We start from the raw sequence: 17352 nt of genomic DNA on the forward strand, positions 1-17352 counted from the left end.
CGCGGCTTCTTCGTTAGGCGGCGATGCTCGTTTCGAGGAAGGTGCGCGGGATGTCGGAGAGCGGGGGATAGCGGTCCTGGTCGGCCTGCCAGTCGGGTTGAGCGTTGACGACGCTGGCGAGGCGTTCGCCCCTGTAGAGGAAGGACGGGGCATGATCGTGGGCCGTCCACTCCTCAGCGGCATCCCAGAGCTGGTCATAGAGAACACGGCCAGCGATGTCCGCCTCCAGCCAGCCCCTCAGGCGAGGCCACGCGTGGAGCAAGGTGTCGTGTGCGATCTGGGCTGAGGAGTCGTCGACGACGATGAGGCGCTTGCGGGCGAAGGTGTCCAGAAGTTCGGAGTCGAAGGCGGTGCGCGGCGCGGTGCGGCGGGCGAGTCTCCCGTCGGCGGAGACGGTCGTGAGCTGATGGAAGAGCCGGCGGGTCTGCGTCTGGTCCGAGGGGTCGAGAGCGGCGTAGACCGTTTCGGCGCTGGTCGCCACGGCCTGGGTCACGCCGCCGGTCAGCGCGTAGCCACGGCTGGTGAGCTGGTGGTCTTCCCGGTTCTCCCAGATCGTGAGCATGGTCTGTGAGAGGAGAGGCAGGACTCCCACGTCGTAGCCGCCTGACTCGGAACGCAGTTCCGTGAGGATGGTGTCGATCAGATCGGACTCGATCTCCAGGCCGGCGGCGTCGGCGGGGCCGGTGATCACCCGGCGGAGGTCGGTGACGGTCATCGGGCCCACGATGAACGGGCCGTCCTGCAGCGCGGCGGCGAGCTGGGGGTGCCCGGCGCAGCGGTCGATGAAGTCCCCCCGGACGGCGATGACGATCAGCGCCTCCGACGCCGCGCGGTGCAGGGCGGTGATCAGCTCCACTCGTTGGTCGTGAGAGAAGATCTCCTCGAACTGGTCGACCACCAGGACGAGCTTGAGACCGTCGGCGGCGAGGCCACGGCGGCGGGCGTCGGCCTCAACGGCCTGGCGGACCAGGAGATCGGCCTGGTCAGGATCGTCGGCGAGGCTGCGTAGAACGGTGGGGGCGTCCAACCCGGCCAGTCCCGCCAGGAGTGTGGCCAGGCGAGGCAGGGCGGGCCGGTTCAAGACGTGGCGGGGCCAATCGCGAGCGGGCTGAGAAAGTTCGCCCCGGGCAAGCGCCGGAAGAAGTCCCGCGCGCAGCAGCGAGGATTTACCGGCGCCAGAAGCCCCCGTTACGACCAGGAGGCCACGCTGGGCCACGGTCGTCACAAGCTGGGCGGTGAGGAGCTCGCGTCCGTAGAAGACCTCGGCGTCGGCTTCGTCGAAGGGAACGAGCCCCCGGTAAGGACAACGTTCCGACCAGGGTCTCTCCACGTGCGGGACACCCGGGCGAGTACGCCGTTCGATGGCTGCTACCTGTTCCAGGAGAAGGCGGGTGTCGGCGGCCTGCCGGTATCCCAGACCCACGGCCACCTGGAGTTCGGCGCTCTGCCGGTCGACGCCGTCACGGATCTGGCTCAGCTGCATGCGCAGATCTGCGAGAACGAAGCCGAACTCGGCGAAGTCCTCACCGATCGCGGCCAGGCCCGCCGCCAGCCGAGCCTGCAGTTCTCGGTCTCCCATGTCCACAGCGGCCTCGATCGCCGCGCCGACAGCCCCCACCTCGCGAAGCACGCCGGCGATCTCGCCGCGGAGCCGCTCCGCGACTTCCCCGCCTTCCTCGAGAATCTGCTGGATGCGCCGCTCGAGCTCGGTCTCCACCTCCTCCTGCGAGGGCCTCCCGCTCATATGAGCGACACCGGATTTCACGATGTCGGTAAGGACGTTGCCGCCGACCGCTGTGAGCGCACCGATCCCAGCCGTCGCCAGGGCCGCCGTCCCGACGCCGGAGAGCAGCAAGGGGCCCACCGCCCCGGCCGACAACATCGCCAGCAGAACAGGCGACGACCATCGGCGCGTCACGCCCGTCAACCGGGTCACCCGGGCACGGACGCCGGCGCGCATCAGGCTCTGCGCCTCCACGCCGCAAATATCCGCCTCAGCCCTTACCGAGAGAAGACCAGCCAGTGGCTGGCTGCGGCCAACAAGCCCTCAGTGCCCCAGCGCGGCGGGTGCGGGGGCGTGAACCTGCCCCCGACCCCGGCGGCCCAATCCTCACCTCCCCCCGAACGACCTGGAACGACTTCGCACGACTCGTCAAGAGCGGTTTTTCTGGCTAGAAGCGCTCCCGTGCAACTTCGCCAACACACCTCCGCAGTGGAGACCCGGTGCTGTTGTGTCGCATTACGGTTTCCCGAGGTGTAGCTCGCACCGGCGCCGAGCCGGTGGATCCGTCGGCGTCGTAGAACGGCGCCGACACCCACGGCGTCCAGCCACGGTCGTTCAGGTCTCAGATATGCCGCGTCATGCGCGAGTGCGTCGTAAGACGCAGAGCTTGATGATCTCCCTCCTCTAGGCTTAGCTCAAGAGAACAGAGGTGTTTGTTAGGGGAGGTGGGATGTCTGGCGCGGGACTCAGGGCGCTCAAGGCCGGTGATCCGGAACGGATGGGGCCTTACCGGTTGCTGGCACGGCTGGGAGCCGGCGGGATGGGTCAGGTCTACCTCGGCCGTTCGCAGGGGCGGCGGCTGGTCGCCGTCAAGGTCGTCCACCCGCACTTCGCCGACAACGCGGCGTTCCGGCGGCGGTTCGCCAAAGAGGTCGCGGCGGCACGGCGCATCGGGGGCTTCTACGCCGCGCAGGTGGTGGACGCCGACACCGACGCCGATCCCCCGTGGCTGGTGACGGAGTACATCGCTGGGCCGTCATTGCAGGACGCGATCGACCAGAACGGCGCGCTGCCCGAAGTGGCGGTCGCGGCGTTGGGCGCTGGGCTCGCCGAAGGGCTGGGGGCCGTCCACGATCAGAACGTGATCCACCGGGACCTCAAGCCGGGCAACGTGCTCCTGGCGCAGGACGGGCCGAGGATCATCGACTTCGGCATCGCCCGCGCGATGGACGCGTCCTCGCAAAGCATGTCCATGGTGGTGGTTGGGACGCCGGGGTACATGTCGCCCGAGCAGTACGTCGGTGGTGACATCGAACCGTCCAGTGACGTGTTCTGCCTGGCCGCCGTGCTGGCCTTCGCGGCCACCGGCCGGCACCCCTTCGGGGAGGGGCCGCCCGATGCCCTCGGCTATCGCGTCCGCCACGAGGACCCGGACCTGACGGGCGTCCCAGCGTCGCTGTGGTCCCTGATCGCCGCCGGCCTGGAGAAGGATCCGGACGACCGGCCCGCGGTGGGGGAGTTCCTGGACCGCTGTTCCGCGCTGGCGACCGGCGAGGAGATGCCCCTGCCGAAGACGTTCAGCACGATGATCGCCACGCGCGTGGCCGAGACCGAGGTCTTCGCGGGAAAGCCCGGCACAGGCCCTCCGCAGGGCGAGAAGGCGACGCGCCGCGACCGTCCGTCCGTGCAGCGCCCCCCGCAGCAGAAGCAGAAGTCGGCGCAGGGAAAGTCCGCTCAGGCGCGGACTCCGCAGGCGCAGCGTCCCCCGGGCGGGCCGCCGGTCAAACCGCCGGGCGGGGCGGCGGCCAAGCCCAACTTCGGGGTCGTGGCCGGGGTCGTGGGAGTCCTGCTGCTCGTCGTGTGGATCGCCGTGGCCAACGCCGACCGGTCCGGCGGGTCGAGGAACACCAGCGCCGGTTCGACCCGCACCTGGACGCCGTCCGAAACTCCGACCTCCAGCAGGACGAGCAGCTTCACCAGCGGCAGCCAGAGCACCTACAGCCCGACCCCGACGCCCGACCCGACGTACGACGCGTTCGACGAGATCTCGGTAGGCGACTGCCTGGACGCCTATCAGGACCCCTATGACGCCGCCGAGTGGAGCGAGAACATGCCGAACGCGGTTTCCTGCGGCCGGAGCGACGCCTACATAAAGGTGTACAAAGTCGCCGACTCAAGCTCCTCCTGCGACGCCGAGGCGCTCGACGGAGAGTCATGGTGGCGGTCGCCCACGCACGACGGCGACAACATCTATCTCTGCGTGCGGCGGGAGTTCAAGGAGGGCGAATGCTTCCTGGGCAAGAAGGGCAAGGAGTCAGGCCGGGTCGCCATCAACGGCCACGGCCTGATGACTTCGTGGGGTTGCGGTAAAAGCACCGTCCCCAAGGCTTTCGACTACATCCTTAAGTTCACCGGCTACTACAAGAGCAGCTGCCCCGAAGGCTCGCGAACATGGGAGGGCTACCTCAAAGGCGTCCTCTGCGCCCGAGTCGTCTGACCGCGACGGTCATCTCACCTTGTCAGTCGGCGAGTTTGGAGCGTGGATCCCAGCGGCTCTTGCTGAGGCGGGTGGTGAGGTCGGGAAGCTGTACGGAGAGGCGTTCGGAGAGTTCGATGATGTGAAGGTCCACCGTTGCCTCGACGAGGTCGGCCAGATTTGTCGCGGCGGGGCGGACACGGAGGACGGCTGTGCCGTGGAGGGCGGCCGCGATCGGGATGGCGGGCCACCACCAGATGGCGAGTGGGAGATACAGGAGACTCCAGGCGCTGAGGCGGAAGAGCGAGCCGAGGGCGTCACGGGCGGCGGCGAGCTCCTGACGGGTTTCGATGGGGATGAGCAGCCAGAGCCTTGGCCAGGCCGTGTCAAGGTCGAGGTCATAGGCGGCCGCCATTCGCAGGCGGGTGACACGCAGCCGGTCGGCCAGCCAGGTCGGCCGGTCGGCTTCGAGCAGGCAGATCCGGTCGGCGGCGGCGATCGCGCGGACCAGCGCGATCTGCGTGGTCGCGTTGTCGGCTCGTGCTTTGGCGGTACGTGAGCGGTGGCGGCGCAGATCGGTGAGCCAGCGGGCCGGACGGCGCCGTCCCGGGGTCGTCCAGGCGAGCTCGATGAGGACCGCGAGGCCGGAGGCGAGGAGTCCGGCGGCGACCGAGGCCAGCAGGGCCGCCAGCATGATCAGTGCGGCTCCGCCCACGGAACGCAGCGGACCGGACGCCGACCACGCGGTGATCCGGTCGCCGAGCCGGGCGGCGTCGAGGGCGTGGCCGTGGCCGAGAGTGATGGCGACGGCGGCCGTCGCGAGATAGAGCAGCCCCGGAAGTGCCAGCAGTGCCAGCCAACGCTCGGCCAGTTTCTTGCCGACCTCGGCGAGGAAACCGTTCACAGCGGCGTCGGCCGGGACACGAGCTCGGTGCCGATGGCTCCGCAGACCGGCGGATCCTGCCCCGGCTTGACCCGCCCGTATCCTGCGCACAACCCGGCTGGACACGACCACCAGGCGGCCCCGCTGGCCGGTGCCGCTCCGGTCAGCGGCCGGTAGGAGCGGACATCACCGGGATAGAGCCCGACGCCTTCGACCTGGCGGACGAGGGCGTCCAGCGCGTCCAGATCAGCCTCCTCGGCAGGGCCGACGCGTCCGGCCGTGACCGCGTTCCTGAGCCGCTCCACGATGTCGGCCGCTCCGTGCTCTGCGGCGAGGTCGGGCAGAACGGGCGTGTTCAATTCCCTGCAGAACGCCGCCACCTTCTCGTCGAGCCCGAGCGTCATCAGGTCTCCCTCGTCGTGCTCCGATTGTCATGCTCCGGCATGGATGTGCGCCGCCCACAGGAACGGACGGCCCGGCTTGAGGTCTCGGGCGCGGAGCAGCGCGGCGTGCAAAGCCCGCGCCCCGTCGGCGCTGGCGCTGGCGTTGCCGCTGGCGCCGGCGTGGGTGCTGGGCAGCGCAGCGTAGAAGCCCCTGGCGATCTCGGCGGCGACATGGTCGGCGACGCTCCACAGCGTCCCGATGACCTGCGGAAACCCGGCGAGCTGGAACGCCGACGCCAGATGGATGCCCTCGTCGGCCAGGGTGTCGTCGATGGCGAACGCGGTGTCACAGGCCGACAAGTAGGCCAGCGTGGCCCCGTTCAGCCGGATCGGATCGAGGTCGCCGACGGCGAGCGAGCCGCCGTCCAGCAGCAGGGCGCTTCGCGCCGGGTCCGGGTGCAGGGCCGCGTGACAGGCGAAGTGCGCGATCCCGCTGCCGGGCAGCGCCGCCAGCACCGCGCCGGGGGTCGCCTGCCGCCCGGACAGGAAGGTCGCCCGCGGCAAGAGGCCCGCGATCGCTTCGGCCTCGGCGGCGGCATGCTCCAGGACGCCGGGGATGCCCTCGGCGATGGGCATCGAGACGACGAGATCACGTTCGGCGCGGCCGACTCCGGCGCGCTGGCCGCGCGTGTGGGCCAGCGCCCGGATCGTCGACGTGTATGAGGACACCACCTGGTCGAGGACGGTCCGTCCGGACCCATCGGTGTGATGGCCGGCCGCATGGATCGGCAGCGCCGCCAGCGGCCCGCCCGGCGCCCACCAGACCCGAGGGAACGGCCCGGCCAGATCCAAGGCGTCGAGGACCGGTTCGGCGACGGCGTCCCACAGCCAGGCGAGCACGCCGCCCAAGTCCTCCTGGGCGGCGCGGCGCTCTGCCGTTCCCGGGCCGCTCCACCGCACGACCGCCTGACCGAACACCGCGACTCGCTCGGCCAGGACCTCCGGCGGGCAGGCGGGCAGTGGCAGCGCCCGCACGCCGTCCGTGGTGAGCAGGAGCGCGTCGGTGCGTCCGCGCCCGCTGGTGAGCGTCACGACCGGCCCCTGCTCGGCCTGCGCCACGAGTTCGCCCATGCCGGGCGGCAGCCCGAACCGGTCGAAACCCGGCTGCCGCCTGATTCGCTCGGTCAGCTCGGCCAGTTCGGCTGCCGCCTGCCTGCGCCCCCTGCCACGGTCGAGGCCGGAGCGAAGGCGAACGAACTCGGCGGCCAGGCCCGGATGGTGTGCGGTGAGGCCGGTGAGGTCGCCACGGGTCCGGATGGCCTGCGAAAAGATCACCGACCGGCCCGTCTCGAGCAGTCCGAGTGCGCGTGCGGCGTCGCCGGTCTGATCCAGGACGAGCGCGGCGGCGTCGGCGGCCAGCCCGGCGAACCGCCGCAGCGCATGTTGCTGGTCGTCGCGGACCATCCGCTGCGGTGCGACCTCCGGCAGCCGCAGCACGGCCTGTTCCAGCAACTCGGCGGCCCGTCCGGGATCTTCGGTGAGCCGGACGGCGGCCCGCCGGGCCACGACCTGAAGATAGGGCTGGGCGCTGGGCGACTCGATCGCGGCGTCGAAGGAGGCCAGCGCCTCGACGCGGTCCGCGGGGTCGGCGGCGTGTTCCCACCTGTCGCTGAGCAGCACCGCCAGGTTGACGTGGAGGGACGGCAGGTCGGGGGCCGTGGCTCCGGTGACCGCCTCGCGGAGGAGGGTCACGGCGCCGTCCAGATCCTCCCGCCGACCGTCGCGGTGGTAGCGGTCCCGCAGCCGGGACGCGAGATTCGCGATCAGCTCGGCTCGCATGGTGTGCCCGGCGGGGATCTGGGCGGCGGCCCCTGCCGCGTCGATGGCGGCCTCGAGCAGGTCGGGGTCGCCGGTGAGCCGGTACAGGTGGCTGAGCGCGACCGAGAGATTGGAGGTCATCCCGAACCTGCCGGGCGAGGACGGCGGCACCGCGCCGACGGCCTCGCGACCCACCGCCACCGCTTCCTCCAGATCCGTGCGGCCACCGCCCCGCTCGTAGCGATGGACGAGCGCCGCGCACAGGTTCGCGAGGTAGGAGGACCTGATCGGGTCGTCCTCCGCCGCGGCCGTCACCGCCCGCCGCAGCGCCTCGATGGCGGCGTCGAGGTCCGAGCGCTCTCCGGTGACCTCGTAGGTTTCGCGCAGTGCGACGCTGAGCGTGTTCAGATAGGTGGGAATGGACCCGTCGGCCGGCCGTGCCGCCGCCACCGCCCGCCGCGCCGTTTCGACCGAGCGTGCCAGGTCGGCCGGATCGTTGGTGAGAGTGAACCGGTTCCCCAACCCGATCGCCAGATCGTTCAGCCGGTTCGCCGACTGCGGGTCGCCGGGCGGGACGAGCTCCACCGCGGCCTCGAAGAGCGCGATCGCCGAATCGAGGTCGGCGGCGTCTCCGTGTTGCGCGAATCTGAGGCGGAGCGAGACACCGACCATCGCGCACAGACGTGCGGCCTTCAGATCGCCCGGCGTCACCCCCTCCAGCCCCTCGACGCCGAACGCCACCGCCTCGTCGAGGTCCTGCGGATTCCCTGTCCGCTGGAAGCGCAACTGGAACGCCAATGCGACCATCAGCTTCAGCCCGCTCATCTCCGGCGAGCGGGACCGCGACGCGCTCGCCATGGCCTGCCCGACCATGACGGCGAGATTCAAGTCATCGAGATCTGCCGCCAGGTCGAATCGCGCGACGTACCCGCTGACCAGTGTGCGCGCCACCGCCACGGGATACCCGTCCGCCGCCGCCCCGAGCGACTCCTCGCAACAGGTGATCGCCGCAGTGAGGTCGTGTGGATCGTCGCGGATCCCGTATCTCCTGAAAAGCATGATCCCCAGCCATCCGGCGCTCGTCGACCAGGCGGGATCGTGCTGGGGCAACCTTTTCAGGACGACGTCCGACAGCACATCCACCAATGCGTCCAGCGCGTTCAGGTCGCCGGTGACATCGAAGACGACTTTCAGCGCGTCGCAATATCGCCGCAGGTGGCCGGTGAGCTCCTCCGGTTCGTGCTTCCCGTGCTCAATGGCTCGTTTCCACGCCTCCGCCGCGGCAGCCGCGGCCCGGCCATCTCCGGATCGCTTGGCAATCTCAAGGAGAGACTCGGCACGCCGTACCTGCCTGGAAGGCTTTGCCATTCCGCTGATTTTGCCATCCCCGCCACCCGCGCACGGCCTTTCACCACCACACGCAGCACCATTCCGCCCTAACGCTCACCCCCGAGATCGACGGGCTTGAGGTGGTGGCTTAGGAAGTTCAGGGTTGACTGGTGCAGGTGGGTGCGGTGCGGGACTGTGCTCCAGCCATGGTCGGCGCCCTCGACGGTTTCCAGTTCGGCGTTGCCGTTGTAGTGGTCCAGGTAGCGGCGGGCGTAGTGGATGGGGGCGATGTCGTCCTGGTCTCCGTGGATGATGCGGACGGGGCCCGTGTAGGCGCACGAACGGCCGTACACGTCCAGCTTGGTGATGTCCTCGACCAGGGCGGGGCTCATCCGGTGGCCGTCGGCGTCGAAGTAGCCCTTCTCGTTGATCTCGGCGTTGATGTCGCGGCCCTTGAGGCGGCCGGCGCCGACCTCGAACGGGGCGACGGCGGCGGGTGACCACAGGCACGCGGCGGTGATGCCGGGTTCTTCGGCGGCGACGATGCCCGCGACGACGCCGCCCATGCTCATCCCGACCAGGCCGATCCGGTCCCTATCGACGAAGTCGAAGGTACGGACGGTGCGGACGACCGAGCGGGCTTCGGCGATCTCGCCGGTGATGGTCACCTGGGCGAAGTCGCCGTCGCTCTCGCCGTGCCCTGAAAGGTCGACGCGGACGGAGGCGATGCCCGCGTCCTGCAGGAGCCGTGACATGCGGACGAACGAGGCGCCGGTCTCGATGCGGTTGTTGGCGAAGCCGTGGATGAAAATCACGGTGGGCCACCGCGTCGCTGGGCCGTCCGGGATGTGCACGGTCGACCGCAGGGCCAGATCGTTGTGCTGGAAGTCGTGGTTACCGATCATTGGCCGCCCTTCGCGGTGGACGTACGGGTGCAGGGTTGTGGCGGCACCCGTACGTCCGATCAGAGGGGTCACGCGCCGATGGTCACGGCGTCGAGGGGGTGGTGAAGGTGAACTGGCCCGCGGGGGCCGAATAGACGGCGTGGCCGTTCTCGAGCCGCAGGAAGGTTGCGCGCGGCGGGGTCGGTCCGGGGCGGTTATTGAACGGGACGCGGATCTCGGCCGTGGTCCCCGAAGGGACGGTGATCTTGAGCTGGAAGGTCTCCTTCGTCTTGGTCCAGGCGCTGCGTGCGGTGCCGTACGGCGTTGTGTAGCTGCCGTGGGCGTAGCGCAGGTCGCCGACGGGCTTGGGCTGGAAGATCAGCTTGCTGTAGGCGGTGGCGCCGGGGGCGGTGCGGATGCCCGCGATGCCGCTGTGGAACCACTCCTGAATCTGGGCCAAGATCATGTGGTTCTTGGAGTCGCCCCTGGTCCAGCGCTCGCCGATGGTGGTCATTCCGTTGGGGTTGGCGGGCGTGGATTCCATGAAGTACCCGTAGCTGGGTTGGTCGTTCTTCTGAAGGACGTCCCACAGGATGTCGTCGCGCCCACCGTCGGCCAGGGCCCGGATCGTCGGGGCCAGGCCGATGGTGCCGCCGCTGAAGTGCGGCCCCTCACCGAAGGACTTCACGAGCTCGACCAAAGCGTTCAGGACCTGCGGGCGCTTGTCCGAGGGGACGAGGTCCGCGTCGAGCGCCAGCGCCTGGGCCGTCTGGGTGGCGCCGGCGGTACCGGCGTTTCCGGTGGCGGTGTAGCGGCCGAGCGACTCGTTGAAGAAGGCGTTGTTGAACGCGCTCTTGATGTCGGCGGCGAGCTGCCGGTACGTGGCGGCGTCGGCGGTGTGGCCGGTCAGCTCCGCCATCCGCGCCATCTTGGCGATCATGACGTAGTAGCCCCACGTGCCGGTGATGCGGCCCGAGGTCTGATCGGCGGCGACCCAGTCGGCGAGGGCCGCGTCCACGATGTGCGCGTTCGCGCCGGTGCCGGCCTTCTCGCGGCGGATGTAGTCGATGTACTTCACCATCTGGCCGTAGTACGTCGCCATGGTCTGCGTGTCGCCGTACAGCTCGTACAGCATGGACGGGACGAGGACGATCGCGTTGCCCCAGTTGATCTCGTCGCCGAACCGCCCGGAGTAACCCCAGTCGTAGACGGGGGTCTTGAGCGCCACGTTGCCGCGCATCGGGGTGTCGGCGACCGACTGGCCTTCGGCGAGGTGCCGCATGGTCGTGCGCATGTAGGCGGCGAGCTGGAAGTCGCGGTGGATGGCTCCCATCGGCATGGTGTAGTCGGCCGGGTACGAGAGCTTCTCGCGGCCAGGGCAGTCGGTGAAGGTCGACATGATGTTGCTGGCGAACGAGTAGTAGGCCATCTTGTTGATCCGGTTGATCCGCGCGTTCGAGCTGCCGAACTCGCTGGCCCCGGGTGTGTCGGCCTGGAGGCGGACGCCGGTGACCAGGTCGCGGGCCGGCTTGTAGCCCTCGGGAAGCCCGGTGACCTGGATCCATTGCATGCCGAAGTAGTTGAAGCTCGGGTGCCACGACTCGCCGCGGCCGTCGCCGGAGGCGGTGTAGGTGTTGAAGAGATCGACGCCGCGCGACCCGCCGCCGCCCATGAGGGACGCCTGGTTGACGGTTCCGTCGGGGTTCAGCGACTCGGCCGGGGCCATCTTGACCGTCGTCCCGGCCGGCACCTTGCCAAGATGCAGCTCGGGCCAGCCGGTGATGTTCTGGCCCAGGTCGAACACCCACGTGCCGGGCGCCGGGTTGGTCACCGACACCGGCCGCAGCCGCTCCTGCGCCCGGATCGGCTCGGCGGTCCGGGCCACCAGTGTCGTCGCCAGGTTCGGCGGCGGCGCGATGCCCGCGTTCACCCATCCGGTGGACGAGCCGTCGCGTCGCTTGGCGGTCGCGGTGAGATCGGCGCCGGGACGGTTCCAGCCGGGCTGCTCGCGGCGCGCGTCATGGTCCGAGCCCGAGTACCAGGCGTCGGTGACCAGCGGGCCGAGGGCGGTGCGCCATGAACGGTCGGTGACGACGGCGTCCTTGCTGCCGTCGCTGTAGCGGATCTCCATGCGTCCGATGAAGCGCGGGGTCACCGCCGCCCCGGCGGACGGGTCGCTGGCGGCGATGTTGTTGCCGGAGCCGGTGACCTTCGTCCCGGCCGTGTGCGCGCCGGTGAGCGCCGGGGTGAACGCGATGCCGGTGCCGTCGGCTCCCGCGGTGCCGATCTGGGTGATCGTGCGCGACTCGAGCCGGTCGCCGCCTCCGCCGGTGGCGATGTTGATCGTCCCGCCGACGTGGTAGCCGGTCACCGAGTCGAGCTTGACCGTCGTGGCTCCGGCGGCGGCGTCCGACGCGAGCGCGCCCGCGCCCTTGAGCTGGCTCTGCCACCAGGAGTAGGGCGAGGTCCGTCCTACCGCGGGGTTGGTCACGGTACGGCGGACGTAGGCGGTGCCATTGCCCAGCTCTACACCGATCGTGTTGTCGCCTGCCCGGACGGTACGAGTGAGGTCGTAGGCACGGTACTCACTGGACAGCTGGTAGTTGGAGTTGCCGGGCGCAAGCACTTCATCGGTCATCTCCTTGCCGTTGACCGTGGCATGGTGCAGCCCGACGCCGGACAGATACAGGCGCGCGTCGGCGACCTTCTTACCGCGCGGGACGCGGAACTGGCGGGCGAAGATCGGCAGCGGCTGGTTCTCGGCGCGGTCGGGATAGTCGATCCACCGGGCATTGCCCCAGTCGCTTCGCTCCAGCAGACCCATCGTCCAGGTGCTCGGAGCCGACCAGCCGGACGGCTGCCGGTTGGCGTCCCAGACCCGGACACGCCAGGCGACGGTGTCGCGTGACTTCAGGGACGCGGTGAACGCGGCGCTCTGCTGGGTGCCGCTGACCTTGCCGGACGACCAGACCAGCCGCCCGGCCTTGAGCTTCGCCGGTGTCTCCGCCGCCTGCACCTCATAGGCGGTCTGCCGGTCGCCTGGACACGGCGTACGGGCGCCGGGCCGACGGCAGGGATGGGACCTGGCGCGGCTGGTCTCGGCGATCTGCCAGGTCAACGTGGGACGCCGGTTGTCGAGGCCCTGAGGCGAGTCGTACCGCCCGTCCACTCCAAGGTGGACCGGCTCGACATAACCCCTGGGCCCGGGGGCAAAGGCGGCCACCGGAGGCGGTGCCGCCAGGCCCACGAGCAGGGCCGTGGTTCCCAAGACACAGATCGAACGTTTGCCGACTGGCATCGATCCTCCTCTTTCTATCGGGGGGTGGGGGTGCGGTGGGCGGGCCACCGGCAGGTGAAGACGTGCCGTCCTGAGCCGACGTCGACCGCCTCGTTCTCTTCGGTGGGCAGGTGGACGGTGGCGGTGGTGTTGGGCGGGACGAGAACGTTCACGGTCAGAAGGTCGCCGTTGAGCTCCCAGCTCACTTCGGCCAGGCCATAGGGCGTGACGTGGGAGGCGCGCGCGTGGGTGAGGCCGCCGCCGGGACGCGGGCGCACGAGCAGGCGGCGATATCCGGGTTCGGCGGGGGCGAGACCGGCCACGGTGCGGTGCATCCAGTCCGCGACCGCGCCGAGGGCGTAGTGGTTGAACGAGGTCATCTCGCCGGGGTTGACGCCGCCGTCGGGCAGCAGGCTGTCCCAGCGTTCCCAGATGGTGGTCGCGTCCATCGTCACCGCGTACAGCCAGGACGGGCATTCGGTCTGCAGCAGCAGCCGGTAGGCGTCGTCGAGGACACCGGCCTCGGTGAGGGCGTCGCAGATGAGCGGGGTGCCGACGAAGCCGGTGCCGATGCGGTGGCCGCCGTCCCGGACGAGTTCGGCCAGCCGCCGGCCCGCGTGCGCGCGACGCTCCTCGCCGTCGATGAGCCCGAACATCAGCGCGAGCGCGTAGGCGGTCTGGGAGTCGCTCGACACCTTGCCCTCGGCCGAGACGTAGGCGCTGTCGAACGCGGCGCGTACCCGTCCGGCGAGATCGTCGTAGCGGCGGTGGGCATCGGCATCGCCGAGGAGCCGGGCGGTCTCGGCGACGAGCCGGGCGGAGTGGGCCAGGTAGGCGGTGGCGACCAGGCTCGGGTCGGTACGGGTCTCGGCGGGCCGGTCGGCGGGGGCAGCCGGATCGAGCCAGTCCCCGAGTTGCTCACCGGTGTCCCACAGCAGCGATTCGCCGGCCAGGCCAGCGACCTGATCGACCCAGGCGGTCATGCTGGGATACTGCCTGCGCAGCAGTTCGAGATCACCGGTGCGCTGGTAGAGCGTCCAGGGCAGCAGCACCGCGGCATCTCCCCAGGCCGCCATCGGCTCCAGCCGGACGAACGGGGCGAGTTCGATCCACGGTACGTAGAGCGGGACGGTGCCGTGCTGGTGCTGTTCGGCGGCCAGGTCTTCGAGCCAGGAGCCGAGCATGCCGGTGCAGGCGTAGAGGAACGAGGCGGCCGGTGCGAAGACCTGGATGTCGCCGGTCCAGCCCAGGCGTTCGTCGCGTTGCGGGCAGTCGGTGGGGATGTCGACGAAGTTGCCGCGCATGCTCCAGACGACGTTGTCGTGCAGACGGCTAAGAAGTGGATCCGAGCAGGAGAACTCACCGATACGAAGCAGATCGGTGTGGCAGACCACGGCCTGGACGTCGGTGGGATCCAGCTCGCCGGGCCAGTCGTCGATCTGGGCGTAGCGGAAGCCGTGGATGGTGAAGCGCGGCTCCCATACTTCGGACGTGGCGTCGCCGCGCAGCGTGTAGGTGTCGTGCGCGGCGGCCTGGCGCAGCGGACGGGTGCTGAGGGCGCCGTCTTCCAAGACTTCGGCATGCCGCAACGAGACGGTGTGACCGGCCGGGCCCTGAACCCGGATGCGCAGCCGCCCGGAGATGTTCTGGCCGAAGTCCAGGATCGTCTCCCCGGACGGGCCGATGAGGACGTCCTCCGGGGCGAGGGTCTCCACGCGGCGGACGGACGGGCCGGACGGCGCGACCAGCCTGGCCGAATCGTGGGGCAACGTTTCGGCGGGCAGCCAGCCGGAGTCGTCGAAGCCGGGCCGCGACCAGCCCGGCGGCAGCAGCCGGGCGTCATAACGTTCGCCGTCGTACAGGCTCGCCGCGACGATGGGGCCGGGCCCGCAGCGCCAGTCGCGGTCGGTCGTCACCGTCTCGGTGGTGCCGTCGGCGTAGGTGATCTCCAGTTGAACGATCAGCGCGGTGCGGTCGCCGTAGATGGCCGTCCTGCCGCCGCCGAAGCCGACCCGGCCGCGATACCAGCCGTCGGCGAGCATGGCGGCGATGGCGTTCGGGCCGACGTTCAGGATCTCGGTGACGTCGTGGGTGCGGTAGCGCAGCCGGTGGTCGTAGCTGGTCCAGCCGGGGGCGAGCACGTCGTCGCCGACCGGGACGCCGTTGATCTCCACGTCGTACAGGCCGTGCGCGGTGACGTACAGCCGGGCCGAGGCGATGGGCGCGCGCAGACCGAAATCGCGGCGCAGCAGGGGAGCCGGGCCGTCGGGCTCTCCCAGCAGTTGCCGTGGCGGTGCCACCGCGTCCGCCCGCCAGTCACCAGTGTTGAGCAGCCCCGCCTCAACCCAAGACCACGGGCTCCAGCCGGTGGCGGTGCCATCGTGTCCGAACACGCGCACGCGTACGCCCCGGAGATCGCGCGAGCGCAGCGGCTCGAAGGGCCAGGACACCAAGACCGACTCATCCGAGTCGAGACGTCCAGTCCGAGCGCGGCGTCCACCCAAAGCCTGGTCGCCGAGCGGGGGCTGGTCGGTGAGTTCGAGCTCGTAGGCGGCTTGCCGCCAGTTCGGGATGTCGGTCGTCACGGTCCACGACAGGCGTGGGGCGGGTTCGCCGATCCCGAGGGGCTGCCGGTGATGTTCGAAGCCAGGGGCTTCGGCACGCAGGGTCGTCACAGGTGTTGGTTCCTATGAGAGGTCTCCTGGCGGAGACAGGGGATACGTGAGTGAGGGACGCGGGCGTCGGCGCGGGCGGGGGAGGGGGCAGGGTTCAGCCTGTGAGCGCCTTGTCGGTCATGCCGTTCACGATCTTGCGGTTGAAGAAGACGAACATCAGCAGCGGCGGAATGGTGATCAGGACGATGTCCATGAACAGCAGATTCCACTGGGTGTTGTACTGGCTCTGGAAGTTGTAGAGGGTGACCTGCACCGTGGCGTTGTCGTCGCCGGGCAGGAAGTACAGCGGGTTGACGAAGTCGTTGAAGACGGCCACCGAGCTGGTGAGGATCACCGTGATGGCGACCGGCCGCAGCAGCGGGAAGATCACCTGGAAGAACAGCCGGAACCCGCCGCAGCCGTCGATCATGGCGGCCTCGTCGAACTCCCGGGGAATGGCCGCGATGAACGCGCGGAACAGCAGCACCGCGTACGGCAGCCCGTAGGCGACCTCGACCAGCGTCAGCCCGGGCAGGGTCTTGAACAGGCCCAGCTTCTGCAGCAGCCAGATCGTGGGCACGACCGCGGGCGGAATGATCAGCCCGGTGAGCACCAGGAAATTGGCGGCCGAGCTCAGCTTCCCGGGGCGGCGTTGCAGGACGAACGCGGCCATGGCCGCGAAGACGACGATGAGCGTGACGGACGCGACGGTGAGGATCGTGCTGTTGACGTAGGCGCGCAGCAGGACGTAGTCGCGCGCCTGGACCACCTCGGTGAAGTTCTGCACGATCCGCCACTCGGAGGGCCACCCGAAACCGAGGTCGGTGGCCTCCTTCTCGTTCTTCACCGCGTTCAGCAGCATGAAGGCGAAGGGCACCAGGAAGACCATGGTGGCCACCGTCAGCGCGACCACCTCGGCGCCGAGCCTTTTGAACGTTCTCATGGCGTGACCTGCCGCTTGCCGAGGAGGTACGTGAGCGGCACCACCAGCGCGGTCACGATGACGAAGAGCAGGACGTTGCCCGCGGTCGACAGGCCGTAGAAGCCGGCCTGGTACTGCTTGTAGATGATCGAGGAGATGGTGTCGCTGGTGAAGCCGGGCCCGCCGCGGGTCATCGTCCAGATCAGGTCGAACGTGCGCAGCCCGCCGATGAACGACAGCACGATCACCGAGTAGGTGGCGGGCCGGCTCAGCGGCAGCGTCACATGCCGGAACCGGTGCCACGCCGACCCGCCGTCCACCATCACCGCCTCGAAGTAGGAACGCGGGATGGACACGATGCCCGCGATGTAGATGACGGTGGCGAGGCCGACGCCCTTCCACACGTCCACCAGCGCCACCGACAGCAGCGCGGTGGTCGCGTCGCCGAGCCAGTCGCGGCCGTCGACGCCGACCAGCCCCAGTGCCCGGTCGACCAGGCCGGTGTCGGGCTTGAGCAGCATGCTGAACGTGATCCCGACCGCGACGGTGGAGACCAGGACGGGGAAGAAGACCACCGACCGCAGGAACCCGCGTGACCGCAGAGTGCTGGTGAGCAGGACGCCGAGCGCCATCCCGAGCACCACTTTGAGCCCGCTGGTGACGACGGCGTAGACGATGGTGTTCTGGAAGCCGACGCGCAGATTCTGCTCGGCCAGGAAGTCGCGGAAGTTGTCGAGCCCGACGAAGGTGCTGTCGAACAGCGTCCAGCGGGTGAGCGAGAAGTAGAACGCCATCACCGTCGGCACCAGGAAGATCACCAGGTAGACGGCGGCGGCCGGCGCGTAGAGGGCGAAGGGATAGGAACCCTGCCGCCCAGCGCCGCGTGATCGGCCGCGCCCGGCACCGCGCGACCGAACGCGCTCGTCTGCCGGAACGCGCTCGTCGCTCGGCACGTGCTCGTTGCCCGCTCGCTCGACGGCCCCTCTGGCGCTTTCGGCCGCTT

General features: G+C 69.7%; 10 protein-coding genes. 1 reads left to right on the plus strand and 9 read right to left on the minus strand.

The annotated features are described in order from the left end of the window. Window positions 1-13 precede the first annotated feature (13 nt). Window positions 14-1978 (minus strand): hypothetical protein, encoded by a 1965-nt coding sequence (locus tag ACGFNU_RS34300; protein WP_392600485.1) that lies wholly within the window; start codon window positions 1976-1978, stop codon window positions 14-16. A 475-nt stretch (window positions 1979-2453) separates the two neighbouring features. Between ACGFNU_RS34300 and ACGFNU_RS34305 the strand changes: the two genes are divergently transcribed. Beyond that, on the plus strand, window positions 2454-4220 hold the full coding sequence (locus ACGFNU_RS34305; protein ID WP_392600486.1) for a serine/threonine-protein kinase: 1767 nt from the start codon (window positions 2454-2456) through the stop codon (window positions 4218-4220). Window positions 4221-4242: 22 nt separating this feature from the next. Here ACGFNU_RS34305 and ACGFNU_RS34310 read toward each other — a convergent pair whose 3' ends face one another. The 8 genes from ACGFNU_RS34310 to ACGFNU_RS34345 all read right to left on the minus strand — a co-directional run bounded on the left by ACGFNU_RS34310 (window position 4243) and on the right by ACGFNU_RS34345 (window position 17302). After that, window positions 4243-5103: a hypothetical protein gene (locus ACGFNU_RS34310; protein ID WP_392600488.1), complete on the minus strand. Its 861-nt coding sequence runs from the start codon at window positions 5101-5103 to the stop codon at window positions 4243-4245. Continuing rightward, complete coding sequence (locus ACGFNU_RS34315) at window positions 5100-5486, minus strand: hypothetical protein (protein ID WP_392600490.1); 387 nt, start codon at window positions 5484-5486, stop codon at window positions 5100-5102. Before ACGFNU_RS34315 ends, ACGFNU_RS34310 begins: the two co-directional genes overlap by 4 nt. Before the next feature lie 27 nt (window positions 5487-5513). Continuing rightward, window positions 5514-8651, minus strand: a complete 3138-nt coding sequence (locus ACGFNU_RS34320) for a CHAT domain-containing protein (RefSeq protein WP_392600491.1) — start codon at window positions 8649-8651, stop codon at window positions 5514-5516. Window positions 8652-8719: 68 nt separating this feature from the next. Then, window positions 8720-9589, minus strand: a complete 870-nt coding sequence (locus tag ACGFNU_RS34325; protein WP_392600493.1) for an alpha/beta hydrolase — start codon at window positions 9587-9589, stop codon at window positions 8720-8722. 10 nt (window positions 9590-9599) lie between these two features. Beyond that, a complete protein-coding gene (locus tag ACGFNU_RS34330) occupies window positions 9600-12764 on the minus strand; it encodes a family 78 glycoside hydrolase catalytic domain (protein WP_392600495.1) in 3165 nt (1054 codons plus the stop codon). Between the two features lie 44 nt (window positions 12765-12808). Further along, window positions 12809-15448, minus strand: coding sequence for a family 78 glycoside hydrolase catalytic domain (locus ACGFNU_RS34335; RefSeq protein WP_392600497.1), 2640 nt, complete (start codon window positions 15446-15448; stop codon window positions 12809-12811). 94 nt (window positions 15449-15542) lie between these two features. Next, window positions 15543-16370, minus strand: coding sequence for a carbohydrate ABC transporter permease (locus ACGFNU_RS34340; RefSeq protein WP_392600499.1), 828 nt, complete (start codon window positions 16368-16370; stop codon window positions 15543-15545). After that, on the minus strand, window positions 16367-17302 hold the full coding sequence (locus tag ACGFNU_RS34345) for a carbohydrate ABC transporter permease (protein ID WP_392600501.1): 936 nt from the start codon (window positions 17300-17302) through the stop codon (window positions 16367-16369). Before ACGFNU_RS34345 ends, ACGFNU_RS34340 begins: the two co-directional genes overlap by 4 nt. Window positions 17303-17352: the final 50 nt, after the last annotated feature.

Source organism: Spirillospora sp. NPDC048911, assembly GCF_043198015.1.
In the GTDB taxonomy this organism is placed as follows: domain Bacteria; phylum Actinomycetota; class Actinomycetes; order Streptosporangiales; family Streptosporangiaceae; genus Spirillospora.